Source organism: Oceanibaculum sp. (assembly GCF_022449305.1).
In the GTDB taxonomy this organism is placed as follows: Bacteria; Pseudomonadota; Alphaproteobacteria; order Oceanibaculales; family Oceanibaculaceae; genus Oceanibaculum; species Oceanibaculum indicum.
Genome location: NZ_JAKUSO010000021.1, coordinates 22993 through 40504, shown reverse-complemented (window position 1 = coordinate 40504; position 17512 = coordinate 22993). Strand labels below are relative to the sequence as shown.

At 65.0% G+C, this 17512-nt stretch carries 16 protein-coding genes; 7 read left to right on the top strand and 9 right to left on the bottom strand.

From position 1 onward, the window contains the following. Positions 1–221: 221 nt before the first annotated feature. Positions 222–2942 (top strand): PAS domain S-box protein, encoded by a 2721-nt coding sequence (locus MK313_RS08680; RefSeq protein ID WP_287780884.1) that lies wholly within the window; start codon positions 222–224, stop codon positions 2940–2942. 8 nt (positions 2943–2950) lie between these two features. Here the strand turns inward: MK313_RS08680 and MK313_RS08675 are convergent, their stop codons facing one another. The 3 genes from MK313_RS08675 to MK313_RS08665 all read right to left on the bottom strand — a co-directional run bounded on the left by MK313_RS08675 (position 2951) and on the right by MK313_RS08665 (position 7235). Next, positions 2951–3877 carry a transglutaminase family protein gene (locus MK313_RS08675; protein WP_008945707.1) on the bottom strand — a complete coding sequence of 309 codons (927 nt, stop codon included), beginning with the start codon at positions 3875–3877 and terminating at the stop codon, positions 2951–2953. Positions 3878–4131: 254 nt separating this feature from the next. Beyond that, positions 4132–6819 (bottom strand): aconitate hydratase AcnA, encoded by a 2688-nt coding sequence (gene acnA / locus MK313_RS08670; RefSeq protein ID WP_040708026.1) that lies wholly within the window; start codon positions 6817–6819, stop codon positions 4132–4134. A gap of 245 nt (positions 6820–7064) precedes the next feature. Continuing rightward, a complete protein-coding gene (locus MK313_RS08665; RefSeq protein WP_008945705.1) occupies positions 7065–7235 on the bottom strand; it encodes a YdcH family protein in 171 nt (56 codons plus the stop codon). 131 nt (positions 7236–7366) lie between these two features. On the opposite strand from MK313_RS08665, the gene MK313_RS08660 reads away from it, so the two are divergent. Further along, positions 7367–8002 carry a UbiX family flavin prenyltransferase gene (locus MK313_RS08660; RefSeq protein ID WP_287780883.1) on the top strand — a complete coding sequence of 212 codons (636 nt, stop codon included), beginning with the start codon at positions 7367–7369 and terminating at the stop codon, positions 8000–8002. Between the two features lie 76 nt (positions 8003–8078). On the opposite strand, the gene rpmG is transcribed toward MK313_RS08660, so the two are convergent. The 3 genes from rpmG to MK313_RS08645 form a co-directional block, all read right to left on the bottom strand. After that, positions 8079–8246, bottom strand: a complete 168-nt coding sequence (rpmG, locus tag MK313_RS08655) for a 50S ribosomal protein L33 (RefSeq protein ID WP_008945703.1) — start codon at positions 8244–8246, stop codon at positions 8079–8081. 96 nt (positions 8247–8342) lie between these two features. Beyond that, complete coding sequence (locus MK313_RS08650; protein WP_192813254.1) at positions 8343–9908, bottom strand: S41 family peptidase; 1566 nt, start codon at positions 9906–9908, stop codon at positions 8343–8345. A 257-nt stretch (positions 9909–10165) separates the two neighbouring features. Beyond that, positions 10166–10759 carry a regulatory protein RecX gene (locus MK313_RS08645; RefSeq protein ID WP_008945701.1) on the bottom strand — a complete coding sequence of 198 codons (594 nt, stop codon included), beginning with the start codon at positions 10757–10759 and terminating at the stop codon, positions 10166–10168. 124 nt (positions 10760–10883) lie between these two features. Here MK313_RS08645 and MK313_RS08640 point away from each other — a divergent pair, with 124 nt between their 5' ends. The 5 genes from MK313_RS08640 (at position 10884) to MK313_RS08620 (ending at position 15683) form a co-directional block, all read left to right on the top strand. Then, positions 10884–11720 carry an ABC transporter permease gene (locus MK313_RS08640; protein WP_287780882.1) on the top strand — a complete coding sequence of 279 codons (837 nt, stop codon included), beginning with the start codon at positions 10884–10886 and terminating at the stop codon, positions 11718–11720. Positions 11721–11841: 121 nt separating this feature from the next. Continuing rightward, on the top strand, positions 11842–13014 hold the full coding sequence (locus MK313_RS08635; RefSeq protein ID WP_287780881.1) for an aspartate aminotransferase family protein: 1173 nt from the start codon (positions 11842–11844) through the stop codon (positions 13012–13014). 10 nt (positions 13015–13024) lie between these two features. Beyond that, on the top strand, positions 13025–13951 hold the full coding sequence (argF, locus tag MK313_RS08630; RefSeq protein WP_040708023.1) for an ornithine carbamoyltransferase: 927 nt from the start codon (positions 13025–13027) through the stop codon (positions 13949–13951). Then, complete coding sequence (locus MK313_RS08625) at positions 13948–14949, top strand: Hsp33 family molecular chaperone (protein WP_287780880.1); 1002 nt, start codon at positions 13948–13950, stop codon at positions 14947–14949. Before argF ends, MK313_RS08625 begins: the two co-directional genes overlap by 4 nt. 128 nt (positions 14950–15077) lie before the next feature. After that, positions 15078–15683 (top strand): hypothetical protein, encoded by a 606-nt coding sequence (locus MK313_RS08620; protein ID WP_287780879.1) that lies wholly within the window; start codon positions 15078–15080, stop codon positions 15681–15683. Here the strand turns inward: MK313_RS08620 and MK313_RS08615 are convergent. From MK313_RS08615 to ald, 3 genes are all read right to left on the bottom strand, one after another. Next, positions 15680–15985 carry a type II toxin-antitoxin system RelE/ParE family toxin gene (locus tag MK313_RS08615; protein ID WP_287780878.1) on the bottom strand — a complete coding sequence of 102 codons (306 nt, stop codon included), beginning with the start codon at positions 15983–15985 and terminating at the stop codon, positions 15680–15682. The genes MK313_RS08620 and MK313_RS08615 overlap by 4 nt on opposite strands. Before the next feature lie 6 nt (positions 15986–15991). After that, the gene (locus MK313_RS08610; RefSeq protein ID WP_008945694.1) at positions 15992–16231 is read right to left on the bottom strand and encodes a type II toxin-antitoxin system ParD family antitoxin; all 240 of its coding nucleotides are present in this window, start codon (positions 16229–16231) and stop codon (positions 15992–15994) included. Positions 16232–16309: 78 nt separating this feature from the next. After that, positions 16310–17428 carry an alanine dehydrogenase gene (ald, locus tag MK313_RS08605; protein WP_008945693.1) on the bottom strand — a complete coding sequence of 373 codons (1119 nt, stop codon included), beginning with the start codon at positions 17426–17428 and terminating at the stop codon, positions 16310–16312. Between the last annotated feature and the right edge of the window lie 84 nt (positions 17429–17512).

Here is a 17512-nt window from a genome sequence, read left to right as displayed (position 1 = left end):
GGTGGCACGGCAAGTTTATGGCCGGCTGCCGCAGCCCTGTCACAATGCGCGGTACCCCAATCTATTTGGCTAAGTCTTTGTTAAGAAATACCGTCTATTGTCCCTTTCATGTATGATTCCGGGCAGAGTCCCGGTGCCATTGATTTGTGCCCGCGGTCGGGCGAAAGGGTCCTCGTGTGACGGAGTCGGTATCGATATATCCGGTAACGCATCTGGATGAATTGGCGAGCCAGAACGCCCTGCTGCGCAACCAGCTGCAGGCCGTGGAAAACCGGCTGCGCGACTTCCTGGATGTGGTCGCGGACTGGATCTACGAGACCGACGCGCAGCACCGGTTCACGATGATCTCCAGCCGCGGCCTGGAAGTGCTGGGCCTGCCGCCGGAGCAGGTCTATGGCCGTTCCGTCTTCGACGTCCTGAACGCGGCCTTCGACCTGCCGCTCTGGCAGCGCCAGCTGGCGACGGCCAATGCGCACGAGCCGTTCCGCGACTTCAATTTCCTGTATATCGACCCGAAGGGCGAACGGCATTTCATTCGCGCCAACGGCAACCCGCGCTTCGACGCGCAAGGCCGGTTTACCGGCTATCGCGGCGTCTGCACGGATGTTACCGACACCGCGCGCTCGCAGGCCGTGTCGGACCGCAATGCCGCGATGCTGCGGGCCACTTTCGACCATATGGCGGAGGGCATCGCCATCATCGATGGCGACATGCGGCTGACCAGCTTCAACAAGCGGTTCCTTGAGCTGCTGGACCTGACACCGGAACAGTTCGCCATCGGCGATCCGTTCGAGAAGCTGGTGCGCCTGAATGCCGAACGCGGCGAACATGGCAGCGGCGAGATCGACGCCATCGTCGCCAAACGGGTGGCGAGCGTACGCGAGGCGAAGGCGCGAATCTTCGTGCGCCGGCGGCCGAACGGCACGGTGCTGGAAATCCGCGACACGCCGCTGCCCGATGGTGGCTTTGTGACGCTCTATACTGACATCACGGAACGCTACCGCATCGAGCAGAACCTGAAGCTCAGCGAGGAGCGCTTCCAGGATTTCGCGCAGTGCAGCGCGGACTGGTTCTGGGAAACCGACATGACCCAGACCTATACTTTCCTGGAGTTCCGCCGGCTGACCGGACCATTTGCCGAACGCAACTGGTCGAAGGAAACGCTGCTGGGACACAGCCGGCACGACCTGCTGGCCTCCATTGACGCAGACACCGACTTCGTCGGGAAGGTGCAGGCGCATATGGATCGCGGGGAGGCGTTCCAGGACCTGGAATATTCCTTCCTGGGGTCGGATGGCGCGCGCTATTGGGTCCAGGCCTCGGGCGTGCCGATCCGCGATGAGGCGGGCACAATCACCGGCTATCGCGGGGTTGGCCGCGACATCACCGGCCGCAAGCGCGACGAGGCCCTGCGCGATGCCAGCGAACACCGCTACCGCGTGATCTCCGAGCTGACCTCTGACCTGGTCTATTCCTATCGCATCGACCCGGACGGCACGGCCAATCTGGAATGGCACGCAGGCTCTCTGGGCGGCGAGAATTTCATCCCCCTGGCCGACAAGGTGCCGGACGTCTGGTGGGGCAACCACGCCCATCCGGAAGATATCGGCATGCTGCGCCAGCGCCGGCAGCGCATCATGGAAGGGCACCCGGCCACCGACGAATTCCGCATCATCGACCCCAGCGGCGTCATGCGCTGGCTGCGTGTCTATGCCCGACCCGACATCGACCCGGACAGTGGCCGTGTCATCCGCCTGATCGGCGGCGCCACCGACATCACCGAACGCAAGCTGGCCGAACAGGCCCTGCGGCGCAGCGAGGAGCGGCACGCGCTGCTGCTGGCCGGCGCCAATGAGGGCGTCTATGAGTGGGTGCAGAGCCAGGGCGACGTGCTGTTTGTCTCGTCGCGCTTCCGGGAGGTGGCGGGCATCCTCGGCGACGAGGCGGTGATCCCCCGGGCACACTGGCTGGAGCGCGTGCATGACGAAGACCTGCCGCGCTACCGCCATGCCTGGGAGGCGCATCTGGCGGGCGTCAATCAGCGCTTCTCCTGCGAATACCGTATTCACGGCGACGATGGCGTCATCCGCTGGGTACATGACCGCGGCGCCGGGCTGCGCGGGCCGGAGGGTGTCTATCGCACGGTCGGCGCGCTGACCAATGTCACCGCCCGCAAGATGACCGAGATCCAGCTCTATGAGGCCAAGGACCGCGCCGAGACCGCCAGCCGTGCCAAGTCAGAGTTCCTGGCCAATATGAGCCATGAGCTGCGCACGCCGCTGAACGCGGTGATCGGTTTCTCGGAAATCCTGCGCGACGAGCTGTTCGGGCCGCTGGGCGATTCGCGCTACCGGGAATATGCGACCGACATCAATGACAGCGGCAATCACCTGCTGCGTATCATCAACGACATCCTCGACCTGTCCAAGGCCGAGGCCGGCAAGATCGACATGATCGACGAGGTGGTTGATTTGTCGGAGCTGTTCGCATCCTGCACGCGCCTTCTGCAACCGCGCCTGCAGGGCGCCGAACTGACGCTGGAGCAGTCGCTGCCGGCGGATACGCCCGGCCTGCGGGGCGACCGTCAGCGGCTGCGGCAGATTTTGCTGAACCTGCTGTCCAATGCGATCAAATTCACCGGGCCGGGTGGCACGGTGACGCTGTCCGCTCAGCTTGAGGCGGGCGGGATTGTCATGAAGGTCGCCGATACCGGCGTCGGCATGAGCGAAGCCGACCTGAAGAAGGCGATGCTGCCCTTCACCCAGATCGACAGCAGCCTGCACCGCAAATATGACGGCACCGGCCTTGGCCTGCCGTTGACAAAGTCGATGGTTGAGCTGCATGGCGGCAGCATGGTGCTGGACAGCACCCCGGGCACCGGCACCACCGTTACCGTCCGCTTCCCGGCGGAACGCACCTTCGTGCCCGCCGCCCAGAACTGAGGAAACCTCTAGAGCGTCGCCACCAGCGGCCGTGATGTCGGGGAAGCCCCCTGCCCTGCCTGGCGGGCAGTGACCGTCACCTTCACTTCCATATCGATGAAGTCGCTGGCGGCACCGAAAAAGGAGCCCTGCAGCGGAACCGCCTGGGACGGATCGCGGGCCACCGCGACGCGGATCAGGTTGGCGCCGCCGATCAGCCCGTTCGTCGGGTCGAACTCCACCCAGCCGGCACCCGGCAGATAGACCTGGACCCAGGCGTGCGTCTCGCCGGCACCGACCATGGACTCGCTGCCGCCATCCAGAACCGGATCATAAAGATAGCCGGAGACGAACCGGGCGGCGAGGCCGAGGCTGCGTACCGCTTCCATCATCAGCAGCGCGAAGTCCCGGCAGCTGCCGCTACCCTTGCGCAGCGTCTCCAGCGGCGGCTGGGTGCCGAGATCGTAGCGCCGTGCGTAGGAGAATCGCGCATTGATCGCCGAATTCATCGCGATCAGCATATCGTAGGTGTGGGTTTCGCCTTCCCGGTTCAGGAACTGGCGGGCCCATTCCAGCACTTCATGCTCCGGGTCCTCGTAATGCCGCTCCAGCGTGCGGCCGAGATCCGCCATCTCCTCCCCCGAATAGGTGAAGGGGAAAATCCGCGCATAGGGCGCCAGCGTCAGGTCCGGATAATCGCCGCCATAATGCTCCAGCGTGATGGTGCTCACGAATTCCAGCGTGTCCGCCATGTCGGAGAAGGAGGCAATCGCGATGGAATTGTTGAACACATCGTGCAGCCAGCGGATTTCCGCCGGTGGCGTGATCTTGATGCCGGTCGAGATCAGCCGGATATCATGGCTGTCCCGCGGGCGGAACATCAGCCGGTGCTCGCCGAACCGCACGGGACGCGCGTAGCGATAGATGGTGCTGTGCTCGACAGTGAGATGTTGCATGCGGGCGTCGCCAATGGGTGGTGGATAAATGCGTCAGCCGCTATGAATGGTAGGGTTAGCCTATTCCCCCTACTACATAAAGAAAAAACGGCACTTCACGCCTCCGGCTCGGCATTTCCGGGCCGGATCAGGCGGATAATAATCCTGGCTACTTTAAAGAAGTGTAAATCCCGCAGCGCCACTACAAGCAAAAAAGCGAAGGGCGCCGGCAAGCCGGCGCCCTCCTGTTCATTTCATTGAGGCGATGACGCCGATCAGGCCGCCTTCACCATGTTGCGCAGCACATAGTGCAGGATACCGCCATTGCGGAAATACTCGACCTCGTCGGCGGTATCGATCCGGCACAGTGCGGTGATCTGCTTCGTGCGCCCATCGGCGTAGCGGATCGTCACCGGCACATCCATGCGCGGGCTGATGCCCGTGCCGATGCCCGAGATGTCGATGATCTCGTCGCCGGTCAGGCCCAGGGTCTTGCGGGTGTCGCCATCCTTGAACTGCAGCGGCAGCACGCCCATGCCGACCAGGTTCGAGCGGTGGATACGCTCGAAGCTCTCAGCCAGCACCGCCTTGATGCCCAGCAGGTTGGTGCCCTTCGCCGCCCAGTCGCGCGAGGAGCCGGTGCCGTATTCCTTGCCGGCCACCACGACCAGCGGCGTGCCCTCGGCCTGATACTTCATCGAGGCGTCGTAGATCGACATGACCTCGCCCGACGGCACATATTTGGCGAAACCGCCCTGCGTGTTGCCGGCCGCCTCGTTCTTCAGGCGGATGTTGGCGAAGGTGCCGCGCATCATCACCTCGTGATTGCCGCGCCGCGCGCCGTAGGAGTTGAACTCCGCCGGCGGGACGCCATGCTCCATGAGGTAGCTGCCGCCCGGGCTGTCCTTCTTGATCGACCCCGCCGGCGAGATGTGGTCGGTGGTGATCGAATCGCCCAGCAGCGCCAGCACGCGGGCGCCGGAGACGTTCGAGAAACCGCCTTCCACAGTCTTCGACATGCCCTTGAAGTAGGGCGGGTTCTTCACATAGGTGGAGCGGTCATCCCAGCTGTAGGTCAGGCTTTCCGGCGTATCGATGGCCTGCCACTGTTCGGGACCCTGGAAGACGTTCGCATAGCGCCGCTTGAACATCTCGGCGGTCAGCGACTTCTCCATCGCGTCCTGGATTTCCTTGTTCGACGGCCAGATGTCCTTCAGATACACCGGCTTGCCATCCGACCCGGTGCCCAGCGGCTCCGTGGTCAGGTCCAGCTTCATCGTGCCGGCCAGCGCGTAGGCGACGACCAGCGGTGGCGAGGCGAGATAGTTTGCCTTCACCTGCGGGTGCACGCGGCCCTCGAAATTGCGGTTGCCCGACAGGACGGAGCAGACCAGCAGGTCGCCCTCATCCACGGCATTCGCAATCGGCTCCGGCAGGGGGCCGGAATTGCCGATACAGGTGGTGCAGCCATAGCCGACCAGGTTGAAGCCCACCTGGTCCAGCGACTTCTGTAGGCCGGCGGCCTCTAGATAGTCGGTCACCACCTGGGAGCCCGGCGCCAGCGAGGTCTTCACCCACGGCTTCGCCTTCAGACCCTTCGCAAGCGCCTTCTGGGCGACGAGGCCGGCGGCGATCAGCACCGACGGGTTCGAGGTGTTGGTGCAGCTGGTGATCGCGGCGATGACCACGCGGCCATCCTCCAGCTTGTAGTCGGCACCCTTCACCGGCACCTGCTTGCCGCTGGCGCCGATTTCCGCCATCGCCTTGCCGAAGGAAGCCGCCGCGTCGGACAGCAGCACGCGGTCCTGCGGGCGCTTCGGGCCGGCCAGCGAGGGCTGCACCGTGTCCAGATCCAGCTCCATCGAATCGGTGAAGACCGGATCGGGCGACTTCTCGTCGCGCCACATGCCCTGCGCCTTGGCATAGGCCTCGACCAGCTTCACGCGCTTGTCGTCGCGGCCGGTGAAGGCAAGGTAGCGCAGCGCTTCCTTGTCGATCGGGAAGAAGCCGCAGGTGGCGCCATATTCCGGCGCCATGTTGGCGATGGTGGCACGGTCGGCCAGCGACAGATTGTCGAGGCCCGGACCATAGAACTCCACGAACTTGCCGACCACGCCCCGGGCACGCAGCATCTGGGTGATGGTCAGCACCAGGTCGGTCGCGGTCATGCCCTCGCGCAGCTTGCCGGTCAGCTTGAAGCCGACAACTTCCGGGATCAGCATGGACACCGGCTGGCCCAGCATGGCCGCCTCGGCCTCAATGCCGCCCACGCCCCAGCCCAGCACGGCCAGGCCATTCACCATGGTGGTGTGGCTGTCGGTGCCGACCAGCGTGTCGGGATAGGCGACGGTGCGGTTGCCGTCCTTGCCGGTCCACACGACCTGCGAGAGATATTCCAGGTTCACCTGATGGCAGATGCCGGTGCCCGGCGGCACCACGCGGAAATTGTCGAACGCCTTCTGGCCCCAGCGCAGGAAGGCATAGCGCTCGCCATTGCGCTGGAACTCGTGATCGACGTTCTCCTCGAAGGAGGTCATCGTGCCGAAATTATCCACCATCACCGAATGGTCGATGACCAGATCGACCGGCGAGAGCGGGTTGATTGTGCGCGGATCGCCGCCCATCGCGGCAACGGCATCGCGCATCGCGGCCAGATCGACCACTGCCGGCACGCCGGTGAAGTCCTGCATCAGCACGCGGGCCGGGCGATAGGCGATCTCTCGCGTGGACTTCCGCTCCTTCAGCCAGGCACCCATGGCCATCACATCATCGACCGTGACGGTGCGGCCATCCTCGTAGCGCAGCAGGTTCTCCAGCAGAACCTTCAGCGACATCGGCAGGCGGGAAACATCGCCCAGCCCGGCCTTCTGGGCCGCTTCGATGCTGTAATATTCGTACTCATCGCCATCAACCACCAGGGTACGGCGGGTTTTCAGCGTGTCGGTGCCTGTCACGGTCGCGATTCTCCATGGCTGCGGATCGGGGCGGATAACGGCATAGAATACCGCTTCCGCGATCCTTTGCGTAGCGTCGGGCGAGACATTAACGGACTGTCCGGCAGAGTCCAGCCGAACGCGACGGGATTACGCGCTACCGGTACTGTTTTGGCGGCATTCCCGCAAGTCCGTTATGCGCGAAATCGCGTATTCCGATATCGGGTCGGCATCCCTGAAGGAGCGTTCGGCCCCTTCAGGGGCCAGGCGCTGCGCTAATGGCGCGTCAGTCGGGTGATTTCGTCCTTGAGCCTCAGCTTTTCCTTCTTCAGCGAGGCGATGGCATTGTCGTCGGGAAACGGTCGGCTGGCTTCGGATTGGAGCGTGTTGTCGATCTGCTGATGCTTGACCTTCAGGGCGTCGATCCGGCTATCGGCTGTTGCCATATCCAACCTCCTTGGTTCGCAGGAACTCTACAAACTCGACGTGGGTATGGTACGCCTCCTGTGCAAGCGTCACAATCGGGCTTTCCGCCCTATTCGGCAGGCTGGACCCGGGCACGGTTCCGCGCTAGGTGATGACCATGGAAAGCTCCTTGGAAAAGCCTCTCGAAAAGCAGCGCCTCATCGTCGGTATTTCGGGCGCATCCGGTGTCCTCTACGGCATCCGGCTGCTGCAGCTGCTGCGCGACCATCCGGTCGAGACGCATCTGGTCATGTCCCGGTCAGCGGAGATCACGCTGGCGCACGAGACCGACTGGAAGTTGCGCGACGTTCAGGCGCTGGCGGATTACTGGCACCCGCAGGAGGATATCGGGGCGGCGATTTCCAGCGGCTCCTTCCGCACGCTGGGCTTGGTGGTCGCCCCCTGCTCGGTAAAGACGCTGGCAGAGATCGCCAGCGGCGTTACCTCGGGCCTTTTGACCCGCGCCGCCGATGTGGTGCTGAAGGAACGGCGCCGGCTGGTGCTGATGGTGCGCGAAACGCCGCTGACCGCCGTGCACCTGCGCAACATGCTGACCGTGACCGAGATGGGCGGGATCATCGCGCCGCCGGTCCCGGCCTTCTATGCCAGGCCGGAGAATATCGGGGCCATGGTCGATCACAGCGTCGGCCGCGTGCTGGACCTGTTCGGGCTGGAGGTTGGTGCCGTCCGCCGCTGGGGCGAGGTGCCGTCCGATGAGAAGCCGCGGCGCCACCGCAAGGGCGTGTAAGTACCCAGAAACGACCCAGAAAACGAAAAAGGCCGCCCGGAAGGCGGCCTTTCATAGAAAGCGCGGATGGACGCGCTTACTTGATCTTCGATTCGCGGAACACGACGTGCTTGCGCACCTTCGGATCATACTTCTTCAGTTCCAGCTTACCCGTCATGGTGCGCGGATTCTTCTTCGCAACGTAGAAGAAGCCCGTGTCGGCGCTGCTGACGAGCTTGATGAGCAGAGTGTTCGACTTCGCCATGACGGCAGATCCCATTTCGCTTGGGTTGCGTGAGAGGCCGAGAACATACAGGCCGGAAACTTCCTGTCAAGCCTTATGCAGCGTAAATGGCGCGGCTCAATCCGCCTTCAGCGCCACCGCCATGACCGACATGTCGCGCATGCGGCCCAGCAGTTCGCCATCGCGCAGCAGCAGCCGGGCGACATCCATGTCGATCTTCTCGTTATGTGCCGGCTTCGAGGGGCAGGCCTCGCGCAGCTCCTGCTGGCGCCGGGAATCCAGTTCCGAGACCACCCGGCGCGCGACCAGCAGATTGGCCGGGCGCACCGCACCGCGTCGGAGGTCGCTGATCACCTGCGCCGGATCGTCGGTATAGCTGGCGGTGCAGACCGACGGCAGCACGCCATAATCAGACAAGGCATAGCCGGACGGCGCGAAGAGTTTGGCCCAGGTCAGCATCATCTCGCCGTCATTTGGCAGGCGAACAACAGTCTGCACCGAGCCCTTGCCGAAGGAGCGCGAGCCGATGAGCACCGCCCGCCCACTATCCTGCAGGGCGGCGGCCACCACTTCCGAGGCGGAGGCCGAGGCCCCGTTGATCAGCACCACCAGCGGCAGCCCCTGCGCAATGTCGTCGCTGCGCGCGTCATAGCGCTGCAGGCTGTGCGGATGCCGGCCGCGGGTCGAGACGATCTGGCCATTGGAGATAAACAGGTCGGCCACCGACACCGCCTGATCCAGCAGCCCGCCCGGATTGCCGCGCAGGTCGAGGATCACGCCGGACAGATTTGCCCCGGCGGAACGCCAGGCCTCCGCCATCTCGCGGCTCAGGCTCGACGCGGTATCCTGGTTGAAACCGTGCAGCTTGATGATCGCAATATCATCGACCCGCTCCAGGCTGACCGTGGTCGGCACGATACGGGCACGGCGCAGCGTGACATGCAGCGTATCGACCGTGGCATCGGCGCCATGGCCGCGCGGCCGCGCCAGCCCCAGATCGACCGGGCTGTGAATGCCGCCGCGCAGGTGCCTGACCACGTCATGCACACTCATGCCCTCGGTCGGCAGGCCATCGATCCTGGTGATCCGGTCGCCGGCACGCAGCCCTGCCTGGTCGGCCGGGGTGTCCTTCATCACATTGGCGATGGTGATCTGGCTGTCGTCCGGCAGCAGCGAGATACCGATACCGCCGAAGCCTTCGCGCTGGGCCCGGTTATCGAGCGCGGTCGTGTAGTCGGCATAGCGCGAGAACCGGTCGAGATCCTTCAGGCTGGCCTCGAACACAGTGCGGTAGAGCCGTTCCGGTTCCACCTTCGCCAGTTCCGGAGAGGATGAGCGGCCGGCCAGGATAACGGCGGCGGTCAGCATCCCCCAGCGCACAGAATCATTTTCCGGCGGCACCGGGAATTCGCCGATCACCGCCCGACCAACGGTCAGCTGCAACCGGTCGTTCAGCGGCGTGACGGCAAAGCTGGGGTCGAGCTGGGTCAGGCCCTGCATGCCATGCACGGCCAGGCTGCCGAGATCGACCGGCTCCAGATAATATTCGCCGATATTGTCGTAACCGGCGGTGAAAACGCGTGCGGCATCGCGGGCCAGGAAATCGCGTGGCGGCTCCGCCATATGCGCCGGCCCGGCGCAGGAATTGGTCAGCAGAAGCACGGTCGAAACGACCGCCATCATCTTCACGCGCCTAAAGCATCCGACCATCAAAACACAGCCTCATGGGCATCCAACAACCGTCAGCCGGCTGACCCTCGGATCGGGCCGCACCGGCCGCATGACCACCAAGCAAGAAGCAAGCCACCTGAAAAGGCTATATTCGCCATAGTCAGGCGCCTGCACGCCGCTTCCTAATATTGTTCGCGCAAACCAGACCGGATGGCCAGAGGATTCCTGCATTTACCGCAAAAACCACAGCTTCGCGCAGACGGGGGTGCTCATTCCGCCTCTGCCAGGGCCATGAGGGCGCCCTCATCCTCCGCCTCGATGACCCGGCGCGCGATATCGTAGGAAAATCCTGCCCGGGCCAGGGCGGCAAGGTCGCGGTCACGGTAGTCTGCACGCACGCTGGCTGCACGATAGACACCAAGCCGCCGTCGCCGCACGAGGGCGATGGCGGCCTGCATCTCCGCATCGCCTTCCACCCGTTCGTCCAGCTCCTCCAGCGCTGCATCGACGGTGTCCGCCGCCACCCCCTTCTGCGCCAGGCTCAGCCTGATCTTGCGCGCCGATGCGCCACGCCGGTGCAGGCTGGTGGTGCGCGCCTCGGCATAGGCCTTGTCATCCAGCAGGCCGGCGCGGCGATAGCGGGCGATCAGATCGTCGATCCAGCCCGCCGCCGCCTCGCGGTCGATATCCTCATGATGGCGGGCCGCCCGCTCCACCTTGCGCAGCAGCACCCGGCGCAGATTTTCCGCCGAGCTGGCGAATCGCTCCAGATAGTGCAAGGCGGCGCGCTCCAGCGAGGCCGGGCTGGGCTTGCGAGGAATTTTCCGGGCCGGCCTGTTCGGCTTGGGGGCGCTGTCGGTCATGCCGCCATGCTGCCATCTTCCTTCTGCTCCGGCCAGATGGCGACGGCAGGACGGGTTGTCCCGCACGGCCGGAAGGACTATTTCTGCGCCTCCGTCTCTGTCGGACCCGCAACCGAGAGCCAGCATGTCGCATCCTGCTCCGCACCAAATCACCCCCAGCAGCGCACCCAAGGGAGTTACCCCGAGGGCCATCGGCCGCGTCAACTGGCTCGGCCTGTGGACGCTGTACCAGAAGGAGGTACGGCGCTTCCTGAAGGTGTTCGTGCAGACGGTGGCGGCGCCGATGGTGACCTCACTGCTGTTCCTGCTGGTCTTCACCCTGGCGCTGGGCCGGGGCGACATGGTCATCGGCGGCGTCCCCTACTCCGAATTCCTGGCGCCGGGCCTGATCATGATGGCGATTGCCCAGAATGCCTTTGCCAACACCAGCTCCTCCCTCGTTGTCGCCAAGGTGCAGGGCAACATCGTCGATACGCTGATGCCGCCGCTGGGGCCGGCAGAACTGACCGCCGGCTATGCGCTGGGCGGCGTGACGCGCGGGCTGGCGGTCGGCTGCTCGACCCTGCTGGCGATGTGGCTGTTCGTGCCGGTGAGCATCGCGCACCCGGCCTATGTGCTGTTCCATGCGCTGTCCGCCGCCCTGCTGCTGTCGCTGCTGGGCATCATCGGCGGCATCTGGGCGGACAAGTTCGACCATATCGCCGCCGTCACCAACTTCGTGATCGTGCCGCTGACCTTCCTGTCCGGCACCTTCTATTCGACCGAGCGGCTGCCCGGCATCTGGTACGAGCTGGCCCATGTGAACCCGTTCTTCTTCATGATCGACGGCTTCCGCTACGGCTTCATCGACCATGCCGACGCCCCGCCGCTGGTCGGCATTGCGGTCATGACGGGCTGCAACCTCGTGCTGCTGGCGATCAGCTACGCGATGCTGAAAAGCGGCTACAAGCTGAAAGCTTGAGCGCTACCTAATAAAGCAACGCAACTGTAATTGACATGGGCGGGGCGGGCGCGGATACTCGCGCCCTTTCGCGAAATTCCGTCGCGCTGCAACCCTTTTACCGATGGGAAGGGATAAATCGATGCTTCCTGCCGTCATGCCCACATACAACCGGCTTGACCTCAGCTTTACGCATGGCAAGGGGGCGTATCTGTACGCGACGGACGGCCGACGATATCTCGATTTTGCCGCCGGCATTGCCGTCAACTCGCTGGGCCACTGCCACCCGCATCTGGTGAAGGCGCTGCAGGCGCAGGCCGAGAAGCTGTGGCATGTCTCCAACCTGTACCGCGTGCCGGAGCAGGAGAAGCTCGCCCAGCGGCTGGTGGATTCGACCTTCGCGGATACCGTGTTCTTCGGCAATTCCGGCGCCGAGGCGATGGAGTGCGCGATCAAGGTCGCGCGCAAGTACCATTCTGCCAATGGCCAGCCGGAGCGTGTGCGCATCATCGCCGTCGAGGGAGCCTTCCACGGCCGCACCCTGACGACGCTGGCCGCCGCCGGGAACAAGAAGTATCTGGATGGCTTCGGCCCGGTCGCTGGCGGTTTCGACCATGTGCCCTTCGGCAACATGAACGAGCTGCGCAACGCCATCACGCCGGAGACCGGTGCCATCATCGTGGAGCCGGTGCAGGGCGAAGGCGGCATCCGCCCTGCGGCGCTGGACTATCTGCGGCAGCTGCGCGCCGTGGCCGACGAATACGGCCTGCTGCTGATCTTTGACGAGGTGCAGTGCGGCGTCGGCCGGACCGGCAAGCTGTTCGCCCATGAATGGGCCGGCGTCGCCCCGGACATCATGGGCGTCGCCAAGGGCATCGGCGGCGGCTTCCCGATTGGCGCCTGCCTTGCCAACGAGAAGGCGGCCAAGGGCATGACCTATGGCACGCACGGCTCCACCTTCGGCGGCAATCCGCTGGCGATGGCGGTCGGCAATGCAGTCATGGACGTGGTGAACGACCCGGCCTTCCTGGCCCAGGTGGAGCGCGTCGGCCGCGATTTCTGGACCCGCCTGGAAGGGCTGGTCGCCAGCCACCCCACCGTCTTCGCGGAGGTGCGCGGCGCCGGCCTGATGCTGGGGCTGAAATGCGTGATGCCGAACGGCGACGTGCAGACCGCCTTCCGCGAGCAAGGCATGCTGACCGTCGGCGCCGCCGACAATGTGCTGCGCCTGCTGCCGCCGCTGACCATCGGCGATACCGAGGTCGGCGAGGCGATGGAGATGATGGAAAAGGCCGCCCGCAAGCTGGCGGGCTGAGGACCGGACGATGAACAAGCTGTTGACCCAACCCAAGCACTTTCTCGATCTAGACCTGATCGACACAGGCACCCTGCGGCAGATCCTGGACAGCGGCCGTGCCATGAAGGAAGCGCTGAAAGCCGGCGAGGAAGCCGACAAGCCGCTGGCCGGCAAGACGCTGGCGATGATCTTCGAGAAGCCCTCGACCCGGACCCGCGTGTCCTTCGAGGTCGGCATGAAGCAGCTGGGCGGCGATGTCGTCCTGCTGAACACCGCAGACATCCAGTCCTCTCGTGGCGAGACCATGGCCGATACGGCGCGCGTGCTGTCGCGCTATGTCGATGCGATCATGATCCGCACCTTCAGCCCGGCGATCCTGCAGGAGCTGGCGGACAATGCCAGCGTGCCGGTCATCAACGGGCTGACCGACCGCAGCCACCCCTGCCAGATCATGGCCGATGTGATGACCTTCGAGGAGCATCGCGGGCCGATCAAGGGCAAGGTCGTGGCCTGGAGCGGCGACGGCAACAATGTCGCCGCCTCCTGGATTCATGCCGCTGCACGGTTCGATTTCGAGCTGCGCATCGCCTGCCCGGAAATGCTGACCCCCGATGCCGGCCTGATCGAGTGGGCCCGCGCGCAGGGTGCCCGGATCACTGTCACCCACGATGCCGAGAAGGCGGTCGCGGGGGCCGATTGCGTGGTCACCGATACCTGGGTGTCGATGGGCGACGCGGATGCGGGCAGCCGCCACAATATGCTGAAGCCCTATCAGGTGAATGCGGAGCTGATGCGCCACGCCAAGCCGGAGGCCATCTTCATGCACTGCCTGCCTGCCCATCGCGGCGAGGAGGTCTCGGCGGAGGTCATCGACGGGCCGCAATCCGTGGTCTGGGATGAGGCGGAAAACCGGCTGCATGGCCAGAAGGGCATCCTGCGCTGGTGCCTGACGTGACGGCATATGCCGGCGGCGGCATGCCGGGCATGACCGACGACATGCTGCTGCCGTTCCAGATCGAATCGCTGGGCCTGCGCGGGCGCATGGCGCGGCTGGGCGGTGAGGTCGATGCCGTGCTGCGGCGACACGACTACCCCGAGCCGGTCGCCCGCATGCTCGGCGAGGCGCTGGCGCTGGCGGTGCTGCTGGCCGGCGCGCTGAAATATGACGGCGTCTTCACCCTGCAGATCCAGAGCGACGGGCCGATCAGCCTGCTGGTGGCCGACGTCACCTCGGATGGGCATCTTCGTGGCTATGCCCAGTTCGATGCTGACCGCTTCGCCTCGGCGGCAGCGGCACGCGCGCAAAGCGGCGCCGGCATCGAACGATCGGTGCCGGGTTTGCTGGGGGCGGGCCACCTCGCCTTCACGGTCGATCAGGGCGCGCATACCGACCGCTATCAGGGCATCGTCGAACTGACGGGCGCCACGCTGGCCGATTGCGCCCATACCTATTTCCGCGATTCCGAGCAGATCGAGACTTGCCTGAAAACCGCCTGCGAGCGCGTCGCCCTGCCCGGTGGCGGCAGCGTATGGCGCGCGGCCGGGCTGATGGTACAGCGCATGCCGGCCGAGGGCGGCAGCGCCAGTGAGGCCGACCGCATCTGGCAGTCGCTGACCGAGGATGAGGCGGAGGATGGCTGGCGCCGCATCGTCATCCTGACCAGTTCCGCCCGGAACGAGGAGTTGCTGGCCCCGGAGCTGTCGCCGCATGAGTTGCTGTTCCGGCTGTTCCACGAGGATGGCGTGCGGGTGTTCGAGCCGCATGCCGTGACTGACCGCTGCCGCTGTTCGCGCGAGCGGGTCGATGCCGTGCTCAGCGCCCAGCCGCGTGCCGAGCTGGACGATATGAAGGAACCGGACGGCGCCGTGGTCGTTACCTGTCAGTTCTGCAATCGCGCGTACCGGTACGACGATTCCGATCTGGATGCGCTGGCGGACGCGACCCGGCACTAGCGTGCCTCACGGCGCATCTTGCCAGAACAGGGCCGCCACCCCATTGTTGGCCCAACGCGCGCCGGAGAGGTTCCCCGCAACCACGCCCGATGCCGCGCAGATGCCCGCGAATCTCTGAGGAATCCGCCATGTTCCGCCCCACCCTGTCACGCTCCCTTGACTTCTTCTCCATCGGCTTCCTGGCCCTGGTGCTGGCCGCCTGCGCCACGCCCGACCCGGCGCCGCGCTATGCCGACATCACCTTCCAGGGCGGGCAGAAGATCGGGCTGGATGTCGGCTCCATCGAGGTGGTGAACGAATATCGCGAGCCGCTGTCGCGTCCGCATGTCGAGCATCTGGTGCCGGTCAATCCCGGCCGCACGATGGAACGCTGGGCGAGCGACCGGCTGACGGCCTCCGGCACCCAGTTCAACCGGGCGGTGCTGCGCGTGAAGGAAGCCAGCATCGTCGAGGAGAAGCTGCGCACCACCACCGGCCTGCGCGGCACCTTCACCAACGAGCAGGCGGAGCGCTACACGGCGACCGCTGAAGCGGTGCTGGAAATCCTCGACAACCGCGGATCGCGGATCGGCATGGCGGAGGCGCGCGTCCAGCGGAGCCGCACCGTGCCGGAGGACATCACGCTGAATGACCGCGAACGCGCCTGGTACGAGCTGACCGAGACCACCCTGCGCGATCTGGACGCCACGCTGACCCGCAACGTCCAGACCCATCTCGGCCGATTCCTGCGCTAGAGTCGGGGTGCGCTAAAGATGGCGGTGATGTCCATCCGCTGATGCAAGATGCGGACGAGTTCCAAACGCTGTTCCGCAGGTTTTGTGTAGAACAGCACATGCGAACCGACCCGGAATTTCCAGTAGCCGGGCCGGATCGCAGAGACGTCGCTGCCGATCAGCGCCCCTTCTGAGAGGCGCTGGCAACACTCGGCAATCTGCCGGACATAGGCGTCGGCCTGTGCCTCGCCCCATCGTCCGTTCGTGAACCGCCAGATATCCGCCAGATCCCGCCGCGCCCTCGGCGTCAGGACATAAGCCATACCGGCCTATCGGTCCTGCCGCCGGTCGGCGAGAAACGCCTCGATATCCAGCGGCGCGGCAACACCGCTTTCCTCCCCCTCCATGAGGGCGGCCCGAAGTGCGGCAAGGCCGGCCTCGCGCTCTTCCAGCAAGCGCAGGCCGGCGCGAATGACATCGCTTGCGGAACCGTACCGGCCTTCATCGACCTGGCGGTCAACGAAAGCCGCGAAATGCGGGCCCAGAGATACCGATGTATTGCGGGACATGGCAAAAGCCTCCTGATCGCCAGCAGAGTACCAGAATTTGGTACTCCGCTCAATTCTCAGGGCTCAATTCTCAGGCTGCTACAGCGCCAGCGCGTCCTCAGCCGGGGTGTAGGGCAGCTTCAGCGCGTCGGCGACGGCCTTGTAGGTGACCCGCCCCGTATGGATGTTCAGGCCGTTGCGCAGATGGACGTCGTCCGCCAGCGCCTTGCGGTAGCCCTTGTCGGCCAGCGCCAGCGCGAAGGGCAGGGTCGCGTTGTTCAGCGCCACGGTGGAGGTGCGGGCAACGGCACCCGGCATGTTGGTAACGCAGTAATGCACCACCTCATCCACCACATAGGTCGGCTCGGCATGGCTGGTCGGGCGCGAGGTCTCGAAGCAGCCGCCCTGGTCGATGGAGATGTCCACCAGCACGGAGCCGCGCTTCATCCGCTTCACCATGTCGGCGGTAACCAGCTTGGGCGCTGCCGCGCCGGGCACCAGCGCCGCGCCGATGACAAGGTCGCTGGACAGCACATGCTGCTCAATGGCGTCGCGGGTGGCGAAGATGGTGTGCAGCTCGGAGCCGAAGCGCTCGTCAAGCTGGTAGAGCCGGTCGAGGCTCTTGTCGATGACCACGACATGCGCCTCCATGCCCATTGCCATGCGCGCCGCATTGGTGCCGGCAACACCGCCGCCCAGCACGGTCACCTTGGCCGCCGGCACGCCCGGCACGCCGCCCAGCAACACGCCCGCACCGCCACGCTCCTTCTCCAGGCAGTGCGCGCCGACCTGGATCGACATGCGCCCGGCAACCTCGCTCATCGGTGACAGCAGCGGCAGGCCGCCGCGCTGGTTGGTCACCGTCTCATAGGCGATGGCGATGCAGCCGGACTCCATCAACCCCTTGGTCTGCTCGGGATCGGGCGCCAGATGCAGGTAGGTGAACAGCACCTGCCCCTCGCGCAGCATCTTGTATTCGGCGGGCTGCGGCTCCTTCACCTTCACGATCATGTCGGCCTTGGCGAAGATGTCCGCAGCACTGCCGGCGATGCTGGCGCCCGCCGCCTCGTAATCCGCATCGTCGAAGCCGATGCCGTGCCCGGCCATGGTCTCGACCATCACCTGATGGCCATGCTCGACCAGTTCGCGCACCGAGGCCGGCACCAGCCCGACCCGGTATTCGTGGATTTTCACCTCTTTCGGCACACCGACAAGCATGGCAGGCAGCTCCCTTGTTCTGACTTATTTGTAAGGATCAGTTACAGGTTATGGGTAGCATTCCGGCTGCTGAATGCCAAGGGC

Excerpts from the sequence above, each read along its gene's own strand:
- MK313_RS08610 (WP_008945694.1), bottom strand. The coding sequence starts at position 16,231 with ATGTCCCGCAATACATCGGTATCTCTGGGCCCGCATTTCGCGGCTTTC.
- MK313_RS08620 (WP_287780879.1), top strand. The coding sequence starts at position 15,078 with ATGTTCCGCCCCACCCTGTCACGCTCCCTTGACTTCTTCTCCATCGGC.
- ald (WP_008945693.1), bottom strand. The coding sequence starts at position 17,428 with ATGCTTGTCGGTGTGCCGAAAGAGGTGAAAATCCACGAATACCGGGTC.
- argF (WP_040708023.1), top strand. The coding sequence starts at position 13,025 with ATGAACAAGCTGTTGACCCAACCCAAGCACTTTCTCGATCTAGACCTG.
- MK313_RS08650 (WP_192813254.1), bottom strand. The coding sequence starts at position 9,908 with ATGATGGCGGTCGTTTCGACCGTGCTTCTGCTGACCAATTCCTGCGCC.
- MK313_RS08640 (WP_287780882.1), top strand. The coding sequence starts at position 10,884 with ATGTCGCATCCTGCTCCGCACCAAATCACCCCCAGCAGCGCACCCAAG.
- MK313_RS08645 (WP_008945701.1), bottom strand. The coding sequence starts at position 10,759 with ATGACCGACAGCGCCCCCAAGCCGAACAGGCCGGCCCGGAAAATTCCT.
- rpmG (WP_008945703.1), bottom strand. The coding sequence starts at position 8,246 with ATGGCGAAGTCGAACACTCTGCTCATCAAGCTCGTCAGCAGCGCCGAC.
- MK313_RS08635 (WP_287780881.1), top strand. The coding sequence starts at position 11,842 with ATGCTTCCTGCCGTCATGCCCACATACAACCGGCTTGACCTCAGCTTT.
- MK313_RS08665 (WP_008945705.1), bottom strand. The coding sequence starts at position 7,235 with ATGGCAACAGCCGATAGCCGGATCGACGCCCTGAAGGTCAAGCATCAG.
- MK313_RS08615 (WP_287780878.1), bottom strand. The coding sequence starts at position 15,985 with ATGGCTTATGTCCTGACGCCGAGGGCGCGGCGGGATCTGGCGGATATC.
- MK313_RS08675 (WP_008945707.1), bottom strand. The coding sequence starts at position 3,877 with ATGCAACATCTCACTGTCGAGCACAGCACCATCTATCGCTACGCGCGT.
- MK313_RS08660 (WP_287780883.1), top strand. The coding sequence starts at position 7,367 with ATGACCATGGAAAGCTCCTTGGAAAAGCCTCTCGAAAAGCAGCGCCTC.